18 protein-coding genes are annotated in these 21,527 nt (G+C 64.8%); 12 read left to right on the top strand and 6 right to left on the bottom strand.

The features are described 5' to 3' along the window. Positions 1–157 precede the first annotated feature (157 nt). The 8 genes from ACSHT2_RS26900 to ACSHT2_RS26935 all read left to right on the top strand — a co-directional run bounded on the left by ACSHT2_RS26900 (position 158) and on the right by ACSHT2_RS26935 (position 10,806). Entirely contained in the window at positions 158–1,864 is a 1,707-nt protein-coding gene (locus ACSHT2_RS26900) for an NADH-ubiquinone oxidoreductase-F iron-sulfur binding region domain-containing protein (RefSeq protein ID WP_440637658.1), read from the top strand. Further along, a complete protein-coding gene (gene fdhF, locus ACSHT2_RS26905) occupies positions 1,861–4,629 on the top strand; it encodes a formate dehydrogenase subunit alpha (RefSeq protein WP_440637660.1) in 2,769 nt (922 codons plus the stop codon). The genes ACSHT2_RS26900 and fdhF overlap by 4 nt, the downstream gene beginning before the upstream one ends. A 214-nt stretch (positions 4,630–4,843) precedes the next feature. Further along, positions 4,844–5,317, top strand: coding sequence for a Cys-tRNA(Pro) deacylase (gene ybaK, locus ACSHT2_RS26910; protein ID WP_440637662.1), 474 nt, complete (start codon positions 4,844–4,846; stop codon positions 5,315–5,317). Positions 5,318–5,329: 12 nt separating this feature from the next. Further along, positions 5,330–6,415 carry a HupE/UreJ family protein gene (locus ACSHT2_RS26915; protein ID WP_440637663.1) on the top strand — a complete coding sequence of 362 codons (1,086 nt, stop codon included), beginning with the start codon at positions 5,330–5,332 and terminating at the stop codon, positions 6,413–6,415. Positions 6,416–6,627: 212 nt separating this feature from the next. Then, complete coding sequence (locus ACSHT2_RS26920) at positions 6,628–7,032, top strand: hypothetical protein (RefSeq protein ID WP_271526821.1); 405 nt, start codon at positions 6,628–6,630, stop codon at positions 7,030–7,032. Continuing rightward, the gene (locus tag ACSHT2_RS26925; RefSeq protein ID WP_440637665.1) at positions 7,029–9,098 is read left to right on the top strand and encodes an alpha/beta fold hydrolase; all 2,070 of its coding nucleotides are present in this window, start codon (positions 7,029–7,031) and stop codon (positions 9,096–9,098) included. Before ACSHT2_RS26920 ends, ACSHT2_RS26925 begins: the two co-directional genes overlap by 4 nt. A 62-nt stretch (positions 9,099–9,160) precedes the next feature. Then, positions 9,161–10,042 (top strand): NAD(P)-dependent oxidoreductase, encoded by an 882-nt coding sequence (locus tag ACSHT2_RS26930; protein WP_440637666.1) that lies wholly within the window; start codon positions 9,161–9,163, stop codon positions 10,040–10,042. 8 nt (positions 10,043–10,050) lie between these two features. Further along, a complete protein-coding gene (locus tag ACSHT2_RS26935) occupies positions 10,051–10,806 on the top strand; it encodes an IclR family transcriptional regulator (protein WP_271526817.1) in 756 nt (251 codons plus the stop codon). A 5-nt stretch (positions 10,807–10,811) separates the two neighbouring features. Here ACSHT2_RS26935 and ACSHT2_RS26940 read toward each other — a convergent pair whose 3' ends face one another. Continuing rightward, positions 10,812–11,495, bottom strand: a complete 684-nt coding sequence (locus ACSHT2_RS26940; protein ID WP_271526816.1) for a GntR family transcriptional regulator — start codon at positions 11,493–11,495, stop codon at positions 10,812–10,814. A 151-nt stretch (positions 11,496–11,646) separates the two neighbouring features. Between ACSHT2_RS26940 and tcuA the strand changes: the two genes are divergently transcribed. Both tcuA and tcuB read left to right on the top strand, forming a co-directional pair. After that, a complete protein-coding gene (gene tcuA, locus ACSHT2_RS26945; RefSeq protein WP_440637668.1) occupies positions 11,647–13,038 on the top strand; it encodes an FAD-dependent tricarballylate dehydrogenase TcuA in 1,392 nt (463 codons plus the stop codon). Then, positions 13,025–14,125: a tricarballylate utilization 4Fe-4S protein TcuB gene (gene tcuB, locus ACSHT2_RS26950; protein WP_440637670.1), complete on the top strand. Its 1,101-nt coding sequence runs from the start codon at positions 13,025–13,027 to the stop codon at positions 14,123–14,125. Before tcuA ends, tcuB begins: the two co-directional genes overlap by 14 nt. Before the next feature lie 98 nt (positions 14,126–14,223). Here the strand turns inward: tcuB and ACSHT2_RS26955 are convergent, their stop codons facing one another. The 3 genes from ACSHT2_RS26955 to ACSHT2_RS26965 form a co-directional block, all read right to left on the bottom strand. Then, the gene (locus ACSHT2_RS26955) at positions 14,224–15,531 is read right to left on the bottom strand and encodes a GGDEF domain-containing protein (RefSeq protein WP_440637671.1); all 1,308 of its coding nucleotides are present in this window, start codon (positions 15,529–15,531) and stop codon (positions 14,224–14,226) included. Between the two features lie 234 nt (positions 15,532–15,765). Next, positions 15,766–17,070, bottom strand: a complete 1,305-nt coding sequence (gene pncB / locus ACSHT2_RS26960; RefSeq protein ID WP_440637672.1) for a nicotinate phosphoribosyltransferase — start codon at positions 17,068–17,070, stop codon at positions 15,766–15,768. Positions 17,071–17,149: 79 nt separating this feature from the next. Further along, positions 17,150–18,076, bottom strand: coding sequence for a LysR family transcriptional regulator (locus tag ACSHT2_RS26965; protein ID WP_440642942.1), 927 nt, complete (start codon positions 18,074–18,076; stop codon positions 17,150–17,152). 97 nt (positions 18,077–18,173) lie between these two features. On the opposite strand from ACSHT2_RS26965, the gene pcaH reads away from it, so the two are divergent. Next, positions 18,174–18,962: a protocatechuate 3,4-dioxygenase subunit beta gene (gene pcaH / locus ACSHT2_RS26970; RefSeq protein WP_440637673.1), complete on the top strand. Its 789-nt coding sequence runs from the start codon at positions 18,174–18,176 to the stop codon at positions 18,960–18,962. Between the two features lie 3 nt (positions 18,963–18,965). Beyond that, positions 18,966–19,592 (top strand): protocatechuate 3,4-dioxygenase subunit alpha, encoded by a 627-nt coding sequence (gene pcaG / locus ACSHT2_RS26975; protein WP_440637674.1) that lies wholly within the window; start codon positions 18,966–18,968, stop codon positions 19,590–19,592. 22 nt (positions 19,593–19,614) lie between these two features. Here the strand turns inward: pcaG and ACSHT2_RS26980 are convergent, their stop codons facing one another. Together ACSHT2_RS26980 and ACSHT2_RS26985 are read right to left on the bottom strand one after the other, a co-directional pair. Further along, entirely contained in the window at positions 19,615–20,226 is a 612-nt protein-coding gene (locus tag ACSHT2_RS26980) for a LabA-like NYN domain-containing protein (protein WP_440637675.1), read from the bottom strand. Positions 20,227–20,578: 352 nt separating this feature from the next. Continuing rightward, positions 20,579–21,484 (bottom strand): helix-turn-helix domain-containing protein, encoded by a 906-nt coding sequence (locus tag ACSHT2_RS26985; RefSeq protein ID WP_440637676.1) that lies wholly within the window; start codon positions 21,482–21,484, stop codon positions 20,579–20,581. Positions 21,485–21,527 lie beyond the last annotated feature (43 nt).

The following is a 21,527-nucleotide window of genomic DNA, read 5'->3' on the forward strand; positions in this document are numbered from 1 at the left end:
GCGTTGGACGAACGCAAGGCCACGTCCGGACAGCGATGCAGGGTTGCCCTTGGGCTGCGCGCTTAACTGCTTCCGTGAGCATGATAATTTTCTTGGCATATGGCATGCCAGAAGCTAGAACTGGAGCAGTTCTAAAGGACGAGATCGGGACGAATCGATGAGCCATGACGACGTGCACAAGGTCCGCTCCTTCGAGCATCCCGGAGAGGGACGCCGGCGCGCCAAGGCGACCCCGAAGGGACGCCAGGTCGATCCGGTCGCCGCGCATGAAATTGAGTTGCTGCTCGGCGACCGCCCACGGCGGCGCGACCTGCTCATCGAATATCTGCACCTGATCCAGGACAGATATCGCCAGATCTCGGCCGCGCATCTGGCAGCCCTCGCCGACGAGATGAAGCTCTCCTTCGCCGAGGTGTTCGAGACCGCGACCTTCTACGCCCATTTCGACGTGGTGAAGGAGGGCGAGCAGGATATTGCGCCGCTCACCATCCGCGTCTGCGACTCCCTCACTTGCGCGATGCTCGGCGGTGAGAAGCTGCTGCAAGATCTGCAAAGCAAAGCTGGACCGGGCATCCGCGTCGTGCGCGCGCCCTGTGTCGGCCGCTGCGACACCGCACCCGCTGCCGAGGTCGGTCACAACTTCGTCGATCACGCCACCGTCGCCAATGTGATGGCGGCGGCAAAGGCCGGCGACACTCACGCCCATCTGCCCGAACATGTCGACTACGACGCCTATGTCGCCGGCGGCGGCTACAGGCTGCTGGGCCGCGTGCGCTCGGGCGAGCTGCCGAAGGACGATCTCCTGAAGGCGCTCGACGACGCCTCGCTGCGCGGCCTCGGCGGCGCCGGCTTCCCCACGGGGCGCAAATGGCGCGCGGTGCTGGGAGAGCCCGGGCCGCGGCTGATGGCGATCAATGGCGACGAGGGCGAGCCCGGCACGTTCAAGGACCGCTATTATCTGGAAACCGATCCGCACCGCTTCATCGAGGGCATGCTGATCGGCGCGCACGTGGTCCAGGCCTCCGACGTCTACATCTATCTGCGCGACGAATATCCGGCCGCGCGCGAGATCCTCCAGCGCGAGATCGCAAAGCTGCCGCCGGGCGGCCCGACGCTGCACATGCGGCGCGGCGCCGGCGCCTACATCTGCGGCGAGGAATCCTCGCTGCTCGAAAGCATCGAGGGCAAGCGCGGCCTGCCCCGGCACAAGCCGCCTTATCCGTTCCAGGTTGGCCTGTTCGGCCTGCCGACCCTGATCAACAACATCGAGACGTTGTGGTGGGTGCGCGACATCGTCGAGAAGGGCGCCGACTGGTGGAAGGGCCATGGCCGCCACGAGCGTCACGGTCTGCGCAGTTTCTCGGTCTCGGGGCGCGTGAAGAATCCCGGCATGAAGCTCGCGCCCGCCGGCATCACCGTGCGCGAGCTGATCGAGGAATATTGCGGCGGCATGGCCGATGGCCATCAGTTCTACGCCTATCTTCCGGGCGGCGCGTCCGGCGGCATTCTGCCTGCGTCGATGGACGACATTCCGCTCGATTTCGGCACGCTGGAGAAATACGGCTGCTTCATCGGATCGGCCGCGATCGTGATCCTGTCGCAAAAGGACAGCGTGCGCGCGGCGGCGCTGAACCTGATGAAGTTCTTCGAGGACGAGAGCTGCGGCCAGTGCACGCCTTGCCGCGTCGGAACCCAGAAGGCAGCGCTTCTGATGCAGAAGCCGGTCTGGAACCGTGCCTTGCTGGACGAATTGAGCCAGGCGATGCGCGATGCCTCGATCTGCGGGCTCGGACAGGCGGCGTCGAATCCGCTCAGCTCAGTGATCAAATATTTCCCTGACGAGTTCAAGGAAGCGGCCGAATGACGAAGATTACGTTCGAGCTCGACGGCAAGCAGGTCGAGGCCAATCCCGGCGAAACGATCTGGCAAGTCGCAAAGCGCCAGGGACGAGAGATTCCGCATCTGTGCTATTCGCCTGCGCCGGACTATCGCCCCGACGGCAATTGCCGTGCCTGCATGGTCGAGATCGAGGGCGAGCGCGTGCTGGCGGCGTCCTGCAAGCGCACCCCGTCGGTCGGCATGAAGGTGAAGACCGAGTCCGCGCGCGCGGTCTCGGCGCAAAAGATGGTGATGGAGCTGCTCGTCGCCGACCAGCCGGCGCGCGAGACCTCGCACGATCCGGATTCGAAATTCTGGCACTGGGCCGAGACGACGGGCGTCACCGAGAGCCGCTTCCCCGCCGCCGAGCGCTGGGCGACCGACGCCAGCCATCCGGCGATGCGCGTCAATCTCGATGCCTGCATCCAGTGCGGCCTCTGCGTGCGCGCCTGTCGCGAGGTGCAGGTCAACGACGTCATCGGCATGGCCTACCGCAACCACGGCGCCAAGATCGTGTTCGACTTCGACGATCCCATGGGCGAGTCCACCTGCGTCGCCTGCGGCGAATGCGTGCAGGCCTGTCCGACCGGCGCCTTGATGCCGGCCGTGATGCTGGACGAGAAGCAGACCCGCGTGACCTATGCCGACAGGAAGGTCGACTCGCTCTGCCCGTTCTGCGGCGTCGGCTGCCAGGTGACCTACGAGGTCAAGGACGAGAAGGTGATCTATGCGGAAGGCCGCGACGGCCCCGCCAATCACAATCGTCTTTGTGTGAAGGGCCGCTTCGGCTTCGACTACATCCACCATCCGCATCGCCTGACCAAGCCGCTGGTGCGGCTGCCGAATGCCAAGAAGGATGCGAACGACCAGGTCGATCCGGCCAATCCCTTCACCCATTTCCGCGAGGCGAGCTGGGAGGAAGCGCTCGACATCGCGGCCAGGGGCCTCGTCAAGATCCGCGACGAGAAGGGCGTGAAGGCGCTGGCCGGCTTCGGCTCGGCCAAGGGTTCGAACGAAGAGGCCTATCTGTTCCAGAAGCTGGTGCGCACCGGTTTCGGCTCGAACAACGTCGACCATTGCACCCGCCTGTGCCACGCATCGTCGGTGGCAGCGCTATTCGAAGGCTTGAGCTCGGGCGCGGTGTCCGCGCCGTTCTCCGCCGCGATGGATGCCGAAGTGATCTGGGTGATCGGCGCCAACCCGACCGTGAACCATCCGGTCGCCGCGACCTTCATCAAGAACGCGGTCAAGCAGAACGGCGCCAAGCTGTTCGTGATGGACCCGCGCCGGCAGACGCTGTCGCGTCATGCGACCAAGCATCTGCAGTTCAAGCCCGGCTCGGACGTCGCCATGCTGAACGCGATGATCAACACGATCATCACCGAGGGCCTCACCGACGACCAGTACATCGCCGGCTACACCGAGGGGTTCGAGGACCTCAAGGAGAAGATCAAGGAGTTCACGCCGGAGAAGATGGAGCCGATCTGTGGCGTCCCGGCGCAGACGCTGCGCGAGGTGGCGCGGACCTATGCCCGCGCGAAGTCGTCGATCATCTTCTGGGGCATGGGCATCAGCCAGCATGTCCACGGCACCGACAATGCGCGCTGCCTGATTGCGCTGGCGCTGATCACCGGCCAGGTCGGCCGTCCCGGCACCGGTCTGCATCCGCTGCGCGGCCAGAACAACGTGCAGGGCGCCTCCGACGCCGGCCTGATTCCGATGTTCCTGCCGGACTATCAGCCGGTCGGCCGCGACGACATGCGCGGCGCCTTCGAAAAGCTCTGGCAGCAGGATCTCGATCCCGTCCGCGGCCTGACCGTGGTCGAGATCATGAACGCGATCCATGCCGGCGAGATCAAGGGCATGTATATCGAGGGCGAGAACCCCGCGATGTCCGATCCCGACCTCCAGCATGCCCGCCAGGCGCTGGTCATGCTCGATCATCTCGTGGTGCAGGATCTCTTCGTCACCGAGACGGCGTTCCACGCCGACGTCATCCTGCCGGCCTCGGCCTTCGCCGAGAAGGAGGGCTCGTTCACCAACACCGACCGCCGTGTGCAGCTCGCGCGCCAGGTGATCAAGCCGCCCGGCGATGCGCGGCAGGATCTCTGGATCATCCAGGAGATCGGCAAGCGGATGGGCCTGCCGTGGAATTATGCCGGCCCCGGCGACGTCTTCACCGAGATGGCGCAGCTGATGCCCTCGCTGAAGAACATCACCTGGGAGCGGCTGCTGCGTGAAGGCGCGGTGACCTATCCGGTCGACGGTCCGGACCAGCCCGGCAACGAGATCATCTTCACCACGGGCTTCCCGACCGCGAGCGGCCGCGGCAAGATCGTGCCGGCCAAGGTGATCCCGCCGGACGAGTTGCCTGACGTCGAATACCCGATGGTGCTCTCGACCGGCCGCGTGCTGGAGCACTGGCACACCGGCTCGATGACGCGCCGCGCGCAAGTGCTCGACCAGATCGAGCCGGAGGCGGTCGCCTTCATGTCGCCGAAGGACATGCGCAAGAAGCAGCTCGCACCGGGCGATTTCATTCGGCTGGAGACACGGCGCGGTGCCGTCGAGGTCAAGGTCCGCTCCGACCGCGACGTGCCGGAGAACATGGTGTTCATGCCGTTCTGCTACGCGGAAGCGGCGGCGAACCTGTTGACCAACCCGGCGCTCGACCCGTTCGGCAAGATCCCGGAGTTCAAGTTCTGCGCAGTCAGGGCCGAGCGTGTCGAGATGAGGGACGCGGCGGAGTAGAAGGCCTCGTCATCGGGCACGACACGCGCCCCCACAAGCTGCTGTCATGCTCCGCGAAAGCGGGGCATCCAGTACGCCGCGGCTCATCGATTTGATCACCACTGTCTCGGAGTACTGGATCGCCCGGTCAAGGCCGGGCGATGACAGTCATCGTGTGGCGCCTGCTCGTGCCACACCGCTTCGCTCCGTGCAATGACGGTGGTAAACACCGTCCATGTCCAAAGTCACCCCCGCCACACGTGCACTGACGGCCGCCGGTGTCGCTTTCACAGTCCACACCTACGACTATGATCCCGACGCCGAGAGCATCGGGCTCCAGGCGGCCGCCGCGATCGGCGAGGACCCGGCACGGGTCCTGAAGACGCTGATGGCCTTGGTGGACGGCAAGCCGGTCTGCGTGATCGTGCCATCCGACCAGGAAGTCTCGATGAAGAAGCTCGCCGCTGCCGCGGGCGGCAAGTCAGCGCAGATGATGAAGCCGCCCGAGGCGGAGCGCGTCACCGGCTACAAGGTCGGCGGCATCAGCCCGTTCGGCCAGCGCAAGCCGGTACGTACCGTGATCGAGCAGAGCGCGCTCGCGCATGAGCTGGTCTATCTCAATGGCGGTCAGCGCGGATTGCAGGTGCGGCTGATGCCGGCCGATGTGCGGGATGTCTTGAAGGCGGTCGTGGCGGATGTGCTGGCGTGACGGAGCGGGATCGTGAGGTGCACGCTGCTGCTGTGGTTCGCGGCGCTGCTCGGCATCGCTCTCCCGGCTGAAGCGCATCAGGTCAACCTCGTCACGGCGCGCGTGGCGCTGACCGCCGATCGCACGGTGAGCGTCGAGATCGGATTGAAGGGCAGCGATGTCGATCGCCTGATCGGCACGAGGACCTATGATGCGAGACAGGATGCGGTCGATCCTGCGGCGGTCGAAGCTGCCAGATCCGCCATCCTCATCTATATGAGCACGCACCTGGCGGTAACGGGCGGCGCCAGGGCTTGTTCGGCCGGAGATGCAGCGATCCTGCCGGACGGTGACGGCATCATCTATCGCAACAGCTTTGCCTGCGCTGATGCCCCCGGCGACCTCATCTATCGCTCGACCGTGCTGACCGAGAAAGACCCGGCCGCGCGGCAGGTCGTGCTGATCGCGCAGGGCAGATCGGAGGCGCAGGCCTTGCTCGACGCCGGCAACACGACGGTCACGCTCTCGACCGCGCCGCCGCCGCTGTGGTCGACGATGCAGCGCTATCTCCTCACGGGTATCGAACACATCTTCCTCGGTTACGATCACGTCGCATTCCTGATTGCCGTGGTGCTGTGGGCGAGACGGCTCATTCCGGTCGTCAAGATCGTGACGGCCTTCACCATCGCCCATTCGATCACCTTGTCGCTGGCCGCGCTTGATGTCCTCGTCATCCCGAGCAGCCTTGTGGAGCCTGCGATCGCGGCCTCGATCGTCTTCGTGGCCGTGGAGAACTTCTTCTCGCGCGATGTCGACAAGCGCTGGCGCATGGCCTTTCTGTTCGGACTGATCCACGGTTTCGGTTTCGCCGGTGCGCTTCGCGAGATCGGGCTGCCGCCCAACGCGGCGGTGCCGGCGCTGGCCGCCTTCAACATCGGCGTCGAGATCGGACAGGTCGCGATCGTCGCAGTCGCGCTGCCGATCCTCCGCCTGGCCGATCGACTGAGTGCTGAGGATCGGTCCGAGCCGGTGAGGGCGGCGGGGCTGGTCTACACAGTGTCCACGGTGATCGGCCTGCTCGGCGGCTATTGGCTGCTCGCGCGCATCCTCGAAGCCTGATTTCGGGCCGCGCCGGCGGCGAGACAAGACTTCACCCCTGAACGGGCGGCCTCCCCGCGGCACCGCATGCGGCCCCATGCACTTGAGTTCGCTCACAAGCCCTGTATAGAAGTGGAGGCGAAATAGAATGACGTTCTGTCTAGCAGAACGATGGATAGGGGAGGAATGAACCGATGGAATCCGAACGCGTCCATCAGGGCGGTGGCCCGCCGGTGTCGTTCACGCCCGGCGCCGTCATCACGGCCTTCGAGGCAATCCCCGACTTGCTGGCACGCGATGCCACTCTGACCGCCCGCGGACGTTGGCTTGACGTCGACTGCCTGCTCGGGCCGAGCACGCAGCCATTTCACGTTGCCATCCGCGCCGGGCAGATCGTGGATATGACGCCGGCTCCAGTGCTGATGCGTTCCTGGCGTTTTTCCTATCGCGCAACACCTGCCGCGTTCGCCGCTTACTGGCAGCGGATGCCGCCGGCAGGCTGGCACGATCTGCTGGCGATCAATAAGCGCGGCCATGCGACGCTTGAAGGCGATCTGCATCCCTTCATGACGCATCTTCAGTACTTCAAGGATCTTTTGGCGCTGCCGCGACAGAACGGTTTTGGAGGTGCGTCATGAACGGACTCATCGAGCCGATCGTCGGACGTTACATCCACGTCGAAGTCAATGGAGAGATCAACCGCATCTACTTCGAGGAAAACGGCAGCGGCATTCCACTGGTCTGCCTCCACACCGCCGGCTCCGATGCGCGGCAATGGCGACATCTGCTCGTGGATGACGAGTTCACCAAGCATTTCCGCGTCATCGCCTTCGACATGCCCTGGCACGGCAAGTCCAATCCGCCGGACAGCCAATACGGCACCGAATATCGGCTGACCACCGCAAGCTACACCGCGATCATCCGTGCGTTCTGCAACGCGCTGAAGCTGGAGCGCCCGGTGGTGATGGGCTGCTCGATCGGGGGCCGTATCGTGCTCAATCTCGCCATCGAGCATGCGCGCGAATTCCGCGCCTTGATCGGGCTCGAGGCGGCGGACTTCCAGCAGCCCTGGTACGACACGGCCTGGCTGAACCGGCCCGACGTTCATGGCGGTGAGGTCTGCGCCGCCTTGGTATCCGGCCTGATCGCGCCCAACGGCCCGGAAGCTTCGCGCAACGAGACGCTGTGGGGCTACAAGCAGGGCGGTCCCGGCATCTTCAAGGGCGATCTCTATTTCTATCGCGTCGATGGCGATCTGCGCGGGCGCACCTGTAACATCGACGTCAACCAGTGTCCGCTTTATCTCCTCACCGGCGAGTACGATTTCTCCTGCACGTCGGAGGACACGCTGCGGACCGCGGCCGGCATTCCCGGCGCCAAGGCCACCGTGATGGAGCGGCTCGGTCATTTTCCGATGAGTGAGAACCCGGAACAGTTCCGCCGCTACATCGCGCCGGTGCTGCAAGACATCCTCAACAAGCAAATTCGTAAACGGGAGGCGTATCTTATGAAGTTGCGTTGGATCATGGCGGCAATTCTGGCCGCACAAGCGAGCACCGCGCTTGCAGCCGACAATGTGATCAGGATCGGCGTGCTCAACGACCAGTCCGGCGTGTTCGCCGACAATGGCGGACGAGGCTCGGTTGCCGCCGCTAAGCTCGCGGCCGAGGACTTCGGCAACGAATTGCTAGGCAAGAAGATCGAGATCATTTCGGCCGACCACCAGAACAAGCCGGATATCGCATCGGCCACCGCGCGCAAATGGTTCGACAACGAGGGCGTCGACATGATTGCGGACGGCGCGGCCTCTTCGGCCGGCTTTGCCATCCTCGAAGTCGCCAAGCAGAAGAACAAGATCTTCGTCATCTCGGGCCCCGGCTCATCCGACTTCACCGGGAAGTCGTGCTCGCCGGTCAGCTTCCACTTCAACTACGACACTTACGCGCTGTCGAAGCTCACCAGCGACGCGATCACGCGGGCCGGTGGCAAGACCTGGTACTTCGTGACGGCCGACTATGCCTTCGGCCACGCGCTTCAGCGCGACGCGACCAAATTCATCGAGGCCGCCGGCGGCAAGGTGATCGGCTCGGCTGCCCATCCGCTCGGCACCGCCGATTTCGCGTCGTTCCTGTTGCAGGCGCAGGGCTCGAAGGCCGACGTCGTCGGGCTGGCGACGTCGGGCGCGGACGTGCAGACCGCGATCAAGCAGGCGGGCGAGTTCGGCATCGTCGAAGGCGGTCAGAAGCTCGCCGGTCTTCTCGTCTTCATCACGGACGTGAATTCTCTCGGCCTGAAGGTCACCCAGGGCTTGCAGGTGACGACTTCGTTCTACTGGGACCTCAACGAGCAAACGCGGGCCTGGTCGAAGCGCTACGCCGCTCTGATGGACGGCAAGGTCGCGAGCATGGTGCAAGCCGGGGTCTATAGCGGCGTCCACCACTACCTGGCCGCCGTGAAGGCGGCGGGCACGACGGATGCGACGGCCGTTGCCGCCAAGATGCACGAGATGAGAGTCAACGATATGTACAACAAGGACGTTGCGATCCGCGCCGACGGGCGCGTGCTGCACACCATGTATCTGGTTCAGGTGAAGAAGCCGGAGGAGTCCAAGTACAAGTTCGACTATTACCGGATCGTCAGCTCCAAGCCGGGCGAAGAGGTGTTCCGGCCGATGAGCGAAGGCGGCTGTCCGCTGGTGAAATGAATGCGTCGACCGGGCGGGCCTGCACCCGCCCGGTCATGGGATTTTCGAGGGAGAGTAACGGAATGTCTGGTTCGATTGGGTTCATCGGTCTCGGTGTCATGGGCGAGCCGATCTGCCGCAACCTCTTGCGCAAGAGCGGACGGCCGGTGCTGGCGTTCGACCTCGCCGCAGAGCCGCTGGCGCGGATCGTTGCGGATGGAGGGACCGCGGCGAGGTCGGTCAAGGATGTCGTCGGCGGCACCGAGACGATCTTCCTGTGCCTGCCCAGTGCCAAGCATGTGATGTCGGTCTTCGAAGGCATCCTGCCGGCCATCGGAAGCGGCCAGACCGTGGTCGATCTCGGCACCTCCGATGTCGGCCTGACGCGGTCGTTCGCGAAGCAACTCGCTGACAAGGGCGCGCTCTGGATCGACGCGCCGATCGCGCGGACGCGTCAGGCTGCGCAGGACGGCACGCTCAGCGTCATGGTCGGCGCGACAGTCGAGCAGTTCGCTAAGGTCGAGCCACTGATCCGGCATTTTGCCACGGACGTCACCCTCTGTGGCGACACCGGGGCCGGGCAGGTCACGAAGATCCTCAACAACATGGTGCTGTTCGAGACCGTCAATGCGCTGGCGGAGGCGGTCGCGATCGCCAAACACAGCGGCGTCGAGCCGAAGCTGCTGCTGGAGACCCTGTCCAAGGGGTCGGCGGACAGTTTTGCCCTGCGTAACCATGGCATGAAGGCAATCGTCGCCAAGGAGTTTCCGCTGCGCGCCTTCTCGACCGAGTATGCAATGAAGGATCTCTCTTACGCGCTGGAGCTGGGTGCGCAGGCCGGGCTAAATCTGCGCGGCGCGGCGCTGATGCGCACGATCTTCAGGGAGACGATCGACAAGGGCATGGGCGATGCGTATTTTCCCGTCATCGCAAAGCTGATCGATCCCTCCGGATTCCCTGACTAGGAGACCGCATGCCTTCGTCCGGTGTCGCCGCCGTCGACCGCGCCCTGAGCATCCTTGCGGCCTTCGAGGATGCGCCGGAGCCGATGACTCTGGCCGAGCTCGCCCGGCGCACCAAAATGTACAAGAGCACGCTGTTGCGGCTGATGACGTCGCTTCAGGAATTCGGCTATCTCGTGCAGTTTGCCGACGGTCGCTATCATCTCGGCCCGACGCCGTTCCGGCTCGGTGCGGTCTACCAGCGCAGCAACAATCTGCATGATCGGGTGGTGCCGCTGTTGCGGCAGCTCGTGGCTGATGGCACGGAAAGTCCGTCGTATCACGTGCGGCATGATGCCAAGCGCAGGCTCTGCGTCTTCCGCGTCGATTCCCAGCATTCGACGCTCGACCGCGTCGAGGCCGGCATGCTGCTCCCGCTCGATCGCGGCGCGGCGGGCCGGGTTATCCTTGCCTTCGACGGTGAGAAGGGGGAGGGCTATGATGAGATTCGCGAGGGCTGCATCGCAGTGTCCTTTGGCGAGCGTGATCCGGATTGCGCCGGACTTGCCTGCCCGGTGTTCGGCCCCGCTGGAAAATGCGTTGGCGCCTTGTCGCTCTCGGGGCCGAAGCTGCGCTTCACGCGGGACAATATCAAGGCGATGACGTCTCTGTTGCTTAAGGCTGCCATCCGCCTGACGCGCACGCTGGGCGGCCCGACCGAACTGCTTGACAATGCCTTGCCGGCCTCGGCTGAAGACGCGCGTCCCGCGCGCAAGGTGAGGCGGTAGGCGGCCTATTGCTTCTGCAACAATTTCAGCCGGCAGCGCAGCGCTTCCCGGATATGCGCGCGCGCCAGCTTTTCCGCCTTGTCGCCATCGCGCGCGGCAATGGCCTCGATAATGGCCTGATGCTCGCTATGACTGGTCGAGGGGCGCCCCGATACGGTGAAGGTGGTCGGGCCGAGCAGGGCGATCCAGTCCTGCAATTCCCGCGAAGCGTTGTCGAGATAACGATTGCGCGCGGCGCGGCAGATGGCCTCGTGGAAGGCGCGGTTGAGCCGCGCCATCTCGGCGGCGTCGGTCTGCGGCGCCTCGACAAAAGCCTGCTCGATGTCTCGGAGCGCGTCGATCTCCGTCGTCGAGGCGTGCTCGGCGGCGAGGCGCGCGGCGGCGCCTTCCATGATCTCGCGCATGGCGTAGAGCTCGAGCACCTCGGAAATGTCGAGGTTGCGGACGATCAGCCCGCGGCCGCCGGCGGGCTCGACGAAGCCGCGCGCGGCGAGCCGGCCCAGCGCTTCCCGCACCGGCGTGCGGCTGACCTTCAGCCGCTGGGCGACTTCCTCCTCGCGCAGGCGGTCGCCGGCGCGGTAGCTACCGGCCTGGAGCGCTTCGCACAGCGAGCGGAACACGGCTTCTCCCAGCGCCACGCCGGCTCCGCGCGACACCGATCCGCCTGTCCTTGCCGGGCGTCTGGCCATGATCCCTCGATGCGCATCCTGCCCATGCAGAGATGCCGCTTGCGTGCCTTCTGTATATCTTTGTATACAAAGGTGTGCAATGGCGGATCGTCTCCATCGAGACCGCCTGCTGGCAGAATGTCTCCAACCTTTGTCGCATCAGGCAGACGGCATGAGCAGCAAATACGACGTGCTGGTGATCGGCGGCGGCAACGCGGCGCTGTGCGCTGCGATCAGCGCCAGGCGCGGCGGCGCATCGGTGCTGGTGCTCGAGGGGGCGCCAAAGTTCTATCGCGGCGGCAATACCCGCCACACCCGCAACATGCGCTGCGCCCATGACGCGGCAACCGAAATCCTGACCGGTCCCTATACGGAAGAAGAGTTCTGGGAGGACCTTTTGCGCGTCACCGGCGGGCGGACCGACGAGGTGCTGGCGCGCCACATGATCCGCGAATCCAAGGACATCCTGAACTGGATCGTGGAGCAGGGCGTGCGCTGGCAGCCCTCGCTCGGCGGCACGCTGAGCCTTGGCCGCACCAACTCCTTCTTTCTCGGCGGCGGCCGCGCAATGCTGAACGCGCTCTATCTCACCGCCGAACGGCTGGGCGTCGAGGTCGAATACGATGCCGAGGTCACCGACCTCGTGATCGAGGACGGCATGTTTCTCGCTGCGCGCCTCAAGCGGCCGATCAAGGGCGAGAGCGAGATCCGCGCGACCTCGCTGGTCGCCGCCGCCGGCGGATTCGAGGCGAACATCGAATGGCTCAAGCAATATTGGGGCGAGGCCGCCGACAACTTCCTGATCCGCGGCACGCCCTACAATCGTGGCTCGATCCTGAAGATGCTGCTCGACAAGGGCGTGCAGGAGGTCGGCGATCCCACCCAGTGCCATGCGGTCGCGATCGACGCCCGCGCGCCGAAATTCGACGGCGGCATCATCACGCGGCACGATTCGGTCGTGTTCGGCATCGTCGTCAACAAGCACGCGCAGCGCTTCTACGACGAGGGCGAGGACATCTGGCCGAAGCGTTACGCGATCTGGGGCCGGCTGGTCGCGGCGCAGCCCGACCAGATCGCCTACATCATCTTCGACTCGACCGTCGTCACGAGTTTCATGCCGACGCTGTTTCCGCCGATCGCCGGGCAGACGGTGGTGGAGCTCGCCGGCAGGCTCGAGCTCGATCCGGCGGCGCTGGAGAAGACGATCACCGAATTCAACGCCGCGGTGCGGCCCGGCACCTTCGACCACACCATCCTGGACGACTGCCGTACCGATGGCATCACGCCGCCGAAGACGCACTGGGCGCGCCGGATCGAGACGCCGCCATATCTCGCCTATCCGGTGCGGCCCGGCATCACCTTCACCTATCTCGGCACGCGCGTGAACAAGGAGGCGCGGATGCTGATGAAGGGCGGCAAGCCGTCGGCCAACATGTTCGCGGCCGGAGAGATCATGGCCGGCAACGTGCTCGGCAAGGGCTATGCCGCGGGCATGGGCATGACCATCGGCAGCGTGTTCGGGCGGATTGCGGGACGGGAAGCGGCGAAACATGCACGGAACTAGGATTCTCGACGAAGCCGACCGTCTGATGACGGTCTGCAATTCCTGCCGTTACTGCGAAGGCCTGTGCGCGGTGTTTCCGGCCATGGAGATGCGCCGCGCCTTCTCCGACGGCGATCTCAACTATCTCGCCAATCTCTGCCATGGCTGCGGCGCCTGCTACGTCGACTGCCAGTTCTCGCCGCCGCACGAGTTCAACGTCAATGTCCCCAAGACGCTGGCGGTCGCGCGCGCGGAGTCCTATGCGGCCTACGCCTGGCCGCAGGCGCTGTCCGGTGCGTTCGCGCGCAACGGGCTCGTCATCAGCGTCATCGCCGCGCTCAGCATGGCCGCCTTCATTCTCGGCTTCGCCGCCTTGAACGACAGCGGTGTGCTGTTCGGTGTCCATACAGGGCCGGGTGCGTTCTACAGGCTGATGCCGCACAATGCGATGGCGGCGTTGTTCAGCGCCGCATTCCTCTACGCCATCCTGGCCCTCGCCATGAGCGTGCGCGCCTTCTGGCGCGAGATCGGCGCACCCATCGGCGGCCGCGCGGACGGAGGCTCGATCTTTCAGGCCATCCGCGATGCCGGTGAACTGCGCTATCTCCATGGCGGCGGCGTCGGCTGCTACAACGAGGACGACAAGCCGGCCGATCGGCGCAAGCTCTATCATCACCTGACCTTCTACGGCTTCCTGCTCTGCTTCGCCGCGACGTCGGTGGCGACGCTGTATCACTATCTGTTCGGGCGCGAGGCGCCATATCCGTGGTGGGACCTGCCCGTGGTGCTGGGCTCGCTCGGCGGCATCGGCCTGATCATCGGGCCGGTCGGCCTGTTCACGGCCAAGATGCGCCGCGATCCGGCATTGCTTGACGAGAGCCGTTACGGCATGGATGTCGGCTTCATTGCCATGCTGTTCCTGACCGGCCTCACGGGAATGCTGCTGCTGGTCCTGCGCGAGACCGGCGCGATGGGGCCGCTGCTCGCGCTGCATCTCGGCGCCGTGTTCGCGCTGTTCATCACCATGCCCTACGGAAAGTTCGTGCACGGCATCTACCGCTTCGCCGCGCTGGTGCGTTACGCGCAGGAGCGGCGGACGGCGGGGTGATCCCTTGCCTCGGTTGAAATCGGCCGTCGCGCCGGAAGGCGATGGTGCGACCAACGATTCAGAGGGCTCTGTCTCCGCGCTGACAGCGGCGAGCTGCGTCAGGCGCGCGCAGCTTCCCGCGGGCGGGGGGCGGCGGCGACAGCGCTCGAACTTCCGCTCTCGACCTGAACGCGGTTGCGTCCCCTTTCCTTGGCGCGATAGCAGGCAGCATCCGCGCGCCGCGTCGCATCCTCGAGCGGGATGTTGCGGTCGGCGATGCAGGTCACGCCGATGCTGGCGGTCACCGCAAAGCAACGATCGTCCCAGGCGAAATTGAGCAGCTCGAGCGATCTGCGCAGACGCTCGGCGATGTCGACGGCATCGAAGGGCGAGCATTGCGGCAGGATCAACCCGAATTCGTCGCCGCCGAGCCGGGCCACCAGATCATGCGCATGCCGGTCCTGTTGCAGGAGGCGCGAGACCTCGCGGAGCAGGCGGTCGCCGGCAAGGTGGCCGCAGCTATCGTTGACGCTCTTGAACTGGTCGAGGTCGAGCAGGATCAGGCCGAGCGTACCCGCAGCGGCATTGTCCAGCTCGCTTTGCAGGCGCGCCTCGAAGGCGCGACGGTTCGACAGGCCGGTCAGCCAGTCGTGCGATGCCTGCCAGGCCAGGCGCTGTGTCTCGGCATGCAGGGCGTTTTCGAACGCCTGTCGTTGCAGCACCAGCCGCCGCGTATGCCAGATCAGAAGCAGGATCAGCGCCGCGGCGGTGACGATGTTGATGCAAGTCAGCGTCACCTTGATGGCGCGGGAGCCTTCGCCGAGGACGGTGGAGAACCGGTTGGCGTGCACCGTGAATTGAGCATTGAGTTCAGAAAGCCGCGACGACAGGAATTGCAGGTGGCCGTCGTCCTGAATGGGCCCGTTCTCCAGCTCGGACCGGATGACCTCGCCAAAGATGCTGAGCTCCAGCAGCATGGGGTCGGTGGCAGCCCACTCACGAATTGCATCCTGGAGGAAGCTGACGTGGCCGAAGTAGCGAAACAGCCAGATCAATCCCGGTACGTCATCGGGATGGTTGCCGCCTTGCAGGAGGCCGATGCGGGCGGCTTCAACGTCGACCGGATCGCGCTCGAGCGCCCAGCGCGCGAACTCGTCTCCGATCGGAACGGCGAGCGCGGCCTGGTATTGCGTGAACTGGCTTGCCTCACCCGAATGCAGGTAGAGATTGAGAAAGTAGACGGCATTCTTCTGCGAGCGCGACCACAATGCTTCGCCGGCGACATAGGCGCGGACCGACGACATCACCTCGAGGCTGAATCCCGCGATCGCCGCCTGGAGCACGACGACCATCACGAAAGGCGAGACGAGCTTGATGACGTGAAGGAAGCTGTGTCCCTCCGCCGATGTCGCTGTTCTGCGAAACACCTTATACCCCAAGTCGATCAACGATCCCAACGGAGCGTTGCGCTGCAACGCGAAGTAGACGAGATGGTTGCTTAACTCGACCTGAAAGGCGCGGGGGACTCCGTCGCAGGGTGAAGCCGTCGTGAAGCAGGCTCCCGCAAATCGCTTCAAATGCCGGCGAACCGGGACTGGCGCGGCATCGGCGAGCCAATGCAGCGCATTCGTCGTGCGCGGTTTACCCGATCGAGGGGTCGGCTAGACCAGCACCGGCTTGCGCACGCGGCCCGCGTCGCCGAACACGCGCAGGTAACGCTCGATCTCCGAGGGAAGGCCGGTCGCCTTCTCCGGATTATCGGAGAGCTTGACGGCCGGATGGCCGTCGACCGACGAGACCTTGCAGACCAGCGAGATCGGATCGAGGTTGAACGAGCCGTCCGGCGTGCAGCCGACGAAGTCGTTGGTGAGGTTGGTGCCCCAGCCGAAGGAGAGTCGCACGCGCCCGGTGAAGTGGTGGTAGGTCTCCTCGATCGAGCCGACGTCCATCGCGTCGGAAAAGACGAGAAGCTTGTCCCTGGGGTTGCGGCCCTTCTTGTCCCACCAGGCGATGATCTCCTCGCCGGCCTGGATCGGCGGCGCGCTGTCGGGGCGGAAGCCGGTCCAGTCGGCGACCCATTCCGGCGCATCGCGCAGGAAGGCCTTGGTGCCGAAGGCGTCGGGCAGTGCGATCAGGAGATTGCCGCCATAGGTCTGGCGCCACTGGTCGAGAACGCGGTAGGGCGCCCAGCGCAATTCCTCGTCGTCCCTGGCGAGCGCGGCCGCGACCATCGGCAGCTCATGGGCGTTGGTGCCGATGGCTTCGAGATCGTTGTCCATCGCGAGCAGCACGTTGGATGTGCCGATGAAGGATGAGCCCAGGCCTTCCTTCACCGCCTCCACGCACCAGCGCTGCCAGAGGAAGCCGTGACGCCGGCGGGTGCCGAAGTCGGAGAGTCGGAGGCTCTCGAGTTTGCGCAGCCGTTCCACCTTGGTCCACAGCTTGGCCTTGGCGCGGGCATAGAGCACGTCGAGCTCGAAGCGGCCGCGGCCCTTCATCGCCGCGCGCGAGCGCAGCTCGTTGAGGATCGCCAGCGCCGGAATCTCCCACATCGTCGTGTGGGTCCAGGGGCCGTGGAAATGCAGCTCGTACTGGCCCTCGACCTTGCGCAGCTCGTATTCGGGCAGGCGGAATTCCGCCAGCCAGCGGATGAAGTCGGCCGAGAACATATGGGTCTTGCCGTAGAAGGTGTTACCGGCAAGCCAGATCAGCTCTTTCTTGGAGAAGCGGATGGTGCGGGCGTGGTCGAGCTGGGCGCGCAGCTCGCCCTCGTCGACGATCTCGGCAAGTCGCACATGGCGCGAGCGGTTGATGACCGAGAAGGTCACCTGCTGATTCGGGTAGTCTTCCCGAATCATCTGTAACATCAATAGCTTGTAGAAGTCGGTATCCAGCAGGCTGCGGATGATGGGATCCAGCCGCCAGCTGTGATTGTAGGTCCGGCTCGCAATGTCGGTCACTGTCATGGGGGGATTTTAGCGTGGCTCCCCGTGCGCTACCAGTGGCTTTGGCGGGAATCAGGTTTTGCGGCGGAGGGGCCCTCGTTCAGGCGGCAACCGTCGCGGCGACAGTCTCGAGCTGGCTCCTGATCCAGCGATGGGCCGGATCCTTCTGATAGCGCTGGTGCCAGACCATGAACATCGGCAGTTCTGCCAGCGTTCGCGTGCGGGAGGCCAATGGAATTCGCGTATGCGCGAAACCGCGCATCACACCGTCCGCGAGCAGGCTCGGCATGCTCGCAAGCATCTGCGATCCGCGCAGGAAGGACGGCACGCCGGAGAAACTCGGCACTGAGATCGCGATGTCGCGGTGAAGCCCGTTCGCGGCCAGCCGGCGGTCGAAGTCTAGCCGCTCGTTGTCGGTGTAGACCACGGTGATGTGACGCGCCGCGAGATAGGCGTTGCGGCTGGCCGGCGCAGCACGTGCCTTTGCGTCGTAGTAGCAGACGTAGTGATCACTCAGCAGCCGCTTCTGCACGATATCGACGCCCGACGGCGGCAGCGGTGTGATCAGGAGATCGCAGCGGTTTTCGCGCAGCATTGCGGGCGAAGGCGACTGCGAGGGGATCACGCGAAGGTTCAAGCTCTTCACTTGTGCGGCGACGTGATCGAAGAACCGCGGCAACAGCAGGTCGCGCTGGAAGTCGTTGGCGCCGATGGTCAGCGACAGCTGGGCCTGCGCCGGCGCGAAGGTGACGCCGCCGGCAAAGCTGCGCATCTCGTCGATCAACGCGCGCGCCTTCGCCGCGAGGGCCTGGGCGTGCGCCGTGGCGACGATGCCGCGGCCGGATTTGGCGAACAGGGGATCGCCGGCAATCCGCCGCAGCTTGTTCAGTCCGTGGCTGACCGCCGATTGCGTCAGGCCGAGCCGTGTTGCCGCCGCTGTCACCGAGCCTTCCTCCAGCACGGCCAGGAACAGTGCGAGGGCGTGGCCATCAAGGGCCAAATGATCGATTTCTTTCATGGAATTCATTATAATCGATCTATTTATCTTGAGAATAGATCGTTCCATGATCTCCCCGACAAGCTGCGCGCCCGGACCCCGGGCGCCACAGGGAGAGACAACGCCGATGAACGCCCAGGCGCCAGCCTTGCGGGATCCCCGCCTCAATCGCCCCGAGCCCTTTACGCCGCCGCTCGGCGACGGCGGCTTCTTCCAGCGTGACCGTTCCATCCATCCGCCGGCGCATGCGCCGGGGTACAAATCCTCGGTGCTGCGCTCGCCGCGCCAGGCGCTGTTGTCGCTGGAGAACTCGATCTCGGAGATCACGGGGCCGGTGTTCGGGCACAATGATGTCGGCCCGCTCGACAATGATTTGATCCGCAACTACGCCAAGGACGGCGATCCGATCGGCGAGCGCATCATCGTCCATGGCCGCGTGCTGGACGAGACCGGCCGCGGTGTGGCGAACACGCTGGTCGAATTCTGGCAGGCCAATGCCGGCGGCCGCTACCGGCACAAGAAAGATACGTATCTGGCGCCGATCGATCCGAATTTCGGTGGCTGCGGCCGCGCGCTGACCGACGAGACCGGCTACTACTATTTCCGCACCGTGAAGCCGGGGCCTTATCCCTGGCGCAACTACGTCAACAGCTGGCGCCCGGCCCACATCCACTTCTCGGTGTTCGGCTCGGGCTTCGCGCAGCGGCTGATCACGCAGATGTATTTCGAGGGCGATCCCTTGATCCCGGTCTGCCCGATCCTGACGACGATTCCGGACAAGGATGCGCTCGACCGCCTCGTGGCGCCGCTCGACCTCAACGCCTCGTCGCCGTTCGATTCGCTCGCCTACCGCTTCGACATCGTCTTGCGCGGCCAGCGCTCCACCTATTTCGAAAATCGTACCGAGGGGAACTGAGCCATGCCGCAGCCGCTCAACTATCTCAAGGAAACCGCCTCGCAGACGGCCGGGCCCTACGTCCATATCGGCTTGATCCCGGCGATGGCCGGCTTCGACATTTTCGAGAAGAACTTCTCCAACGTGCTGGTGACGCCGAATACCGAAGGTGAACGCATCACGCTGGAAGGCAAGGTGCTCGACGGCACCGGCACGCCGCTGCGCGACGTGCTGCTGGAGATCTGGCAGGCCAATGCGGCTGGCCGCTACAACCATCCGGCCGATCGCTCGGCAGGCACGCTGGAGCAGGAGTTTCGCGGCTGGGGCCGGGCTGGTTCCGACTTCGAGAGCGGTCTCGTCACCTTCGAGACCATCAAGCCGGGCGCGATCACCGACAAGGCGGGCCGCAAATGCGCACCGCACATCAATGTCTGGATCGTCGCGCGCGGCATCAATATCGGCCTCAACACGCGGCTCTACTTCTCGGACGAAGAGGCGGCCAACGCCGCCGATCCCGTGCTCAACCTGATCGAGCAGCCGACCCGTCGCAAGACGCTGATCGCAACGCGCAGCGAGCGCGCCGGCAAGATCGTGTATTCCTTCACGATCAATTTGCAGGGGCCGGAGGAGACGGTGTTCTTCGACGTCTGAGGTGCCAGCGGCCGTCCCCGGTTCATTCCACCCGGTCGCTCCGATTGATGGATCCGCGCGCGAGGAATTGCGGTGGCTGCCGCACCTCGCGCGATCCCGGCCGGTCGACCGGATCGCGCGCCACTTTCGGTTTCAGGTCTGCCAAGTCGATGAACACGTCCGCCTGCCGGCGCAGGTCGTCGGCGACCATGGGCGGCTGAGTGGAGAGTGTGGAGACGACCGTCACGCGGACGCCGCGGCGTTGCAGGGCCTCAACCAGCGACCGAAAGTCCCCATCGCCCGAGAACAACACGATCTGATCGACGTGTTCGGCGAGTTCCATCGCACTCACGGCAAGATCGACATCCATGCTGCCCCTCACCTTGCGGCGGCCGGTGGTGGTGTCGATGAACTCCTTGGTGAGCTTGGTGACGACGGTGTATCCGTTGTAGTCGAGCCAATCGATCAGCGGGCGGATTGACGAGAACTCCTGATCCTCGATGACGGTCGTGTAGTAAAAGGCGCGCAGCAGCGTACCCCGGCCTTGAAACTCACTGAGCAACCGCCTGTAATCGATGTCGAAACCGAGCGCCTTGGAGGTGGCATAGAGATTGGAGCCATCGATAAAGAGCGCGATCTTCCCAAACGAAGACATTATGCACAAATCCCGAGTTCGACACGAAAGCTGACGGATCCAGCCGAAATGGCGCGATGTGTCGGCCGGAAAATACTGAAGGCGCCGATGGCTTGCTGAAAGAGCGGCGCAGACGACCGAACAGGGGTGGCCGCCTTGCGCCGAGGTTAGGGAGGTTCCATGCCACCAGCGCCAGGGCGCTGAATGCAGTCACGCTAAGGCGCGCGCATTCGCCGCTCAATTGTACGGAGGTAAAGGGCCTCTATCCAAAGGATAGCACCCCTTATACGAAGGTAAGTGGGGCGCGCCGGCAACCAACGCGACTGCGGCGTGGCCTCCGACCATCAGCGCGCGTGGTCTTTCGTCCGATGGTTCAGCCTTCGCGGTCATGCAGCTGCGCGCGAAACGCGCGCGGCGATAGCCCCGTGGCGGCGGCATAGACCCGGCTGAAATAGGCGGGGTCCTCGAAGCCGAGCGCGTAGGCGATCGTCGAGACCGGCAGGTTGGTGTAGACGAGGTTGCGCCGCGCCTCGCGGATCAGCCGGTTGAGGATCAGATGCGAGGCGGTATCGCCGGTCGCCGCCCGCGTGATCCGGTTGAGATGGGTCGGCGTGATCGATAGCGCGCCCGCATAGTCCGCAACGCTCCAGCGCTCCAGATGGTGCTGTTCGAGCAGCGCCTCGAAGCGGCGGAATAGTCCGCTTTCCGCCGTGCCGTTGCCGCCGCTCTCGCCCGTGAGCGCGCGGGCCACGAGCCCGATCATGGCCGACGACAAGGCGCGGAGTACATGCGCACGGCCGAAATCGCGCGCGGCGTGTTCGGCGAAGATCTGCTTCATCGTGGCGCGGATCTGCGGCGTGCCGCGCACCACGGCCGATCGCGACAGTGCACCGCGCAGGCCCTCGGCGGCGAGCAGCGCCTCATCCAGAATCTCCGCCGCGATGGTCAACACCCAGCCCTGGGTATCAGGCACGAAGCGGAAGCCGTGGACGTGGCCGACAGGCACGTTGACGATCTGCATCGGCCTCAAGGGCACCACGCGCCCGTCGAGCGTTGCCTCGCCGCCGCCGCGCTCGATCAGCAGCACCTGGTGCAGCCGGGCATGACGATGCACGGCCAAGGTCCAGTCGTGCAGCACCGAGCGCGACGCGATCGTCTCGCAATGCACGACGTCGGGCAGATCGCTGGATTCGCCGAACAAATTGTAGACCCGGATCGCCGGGCCAGGGGCTGTGCTTCTCATGTTCGAATAGTACAAGACAATGGCGAAACCCTCCATCCGTTTGCAGCGCTGAATCTGCAAAAAAGTGCCGACGGGAGGA

Source organism: Bradyrhizobium sp. PUT101, assembly GCF_052043945.1.
Lineage (GTDB): Bacteria > Pseudomonadota > Alphaproteobacteria > Rhizobiales > Xanthobacteraceae > Bradyrhizobium.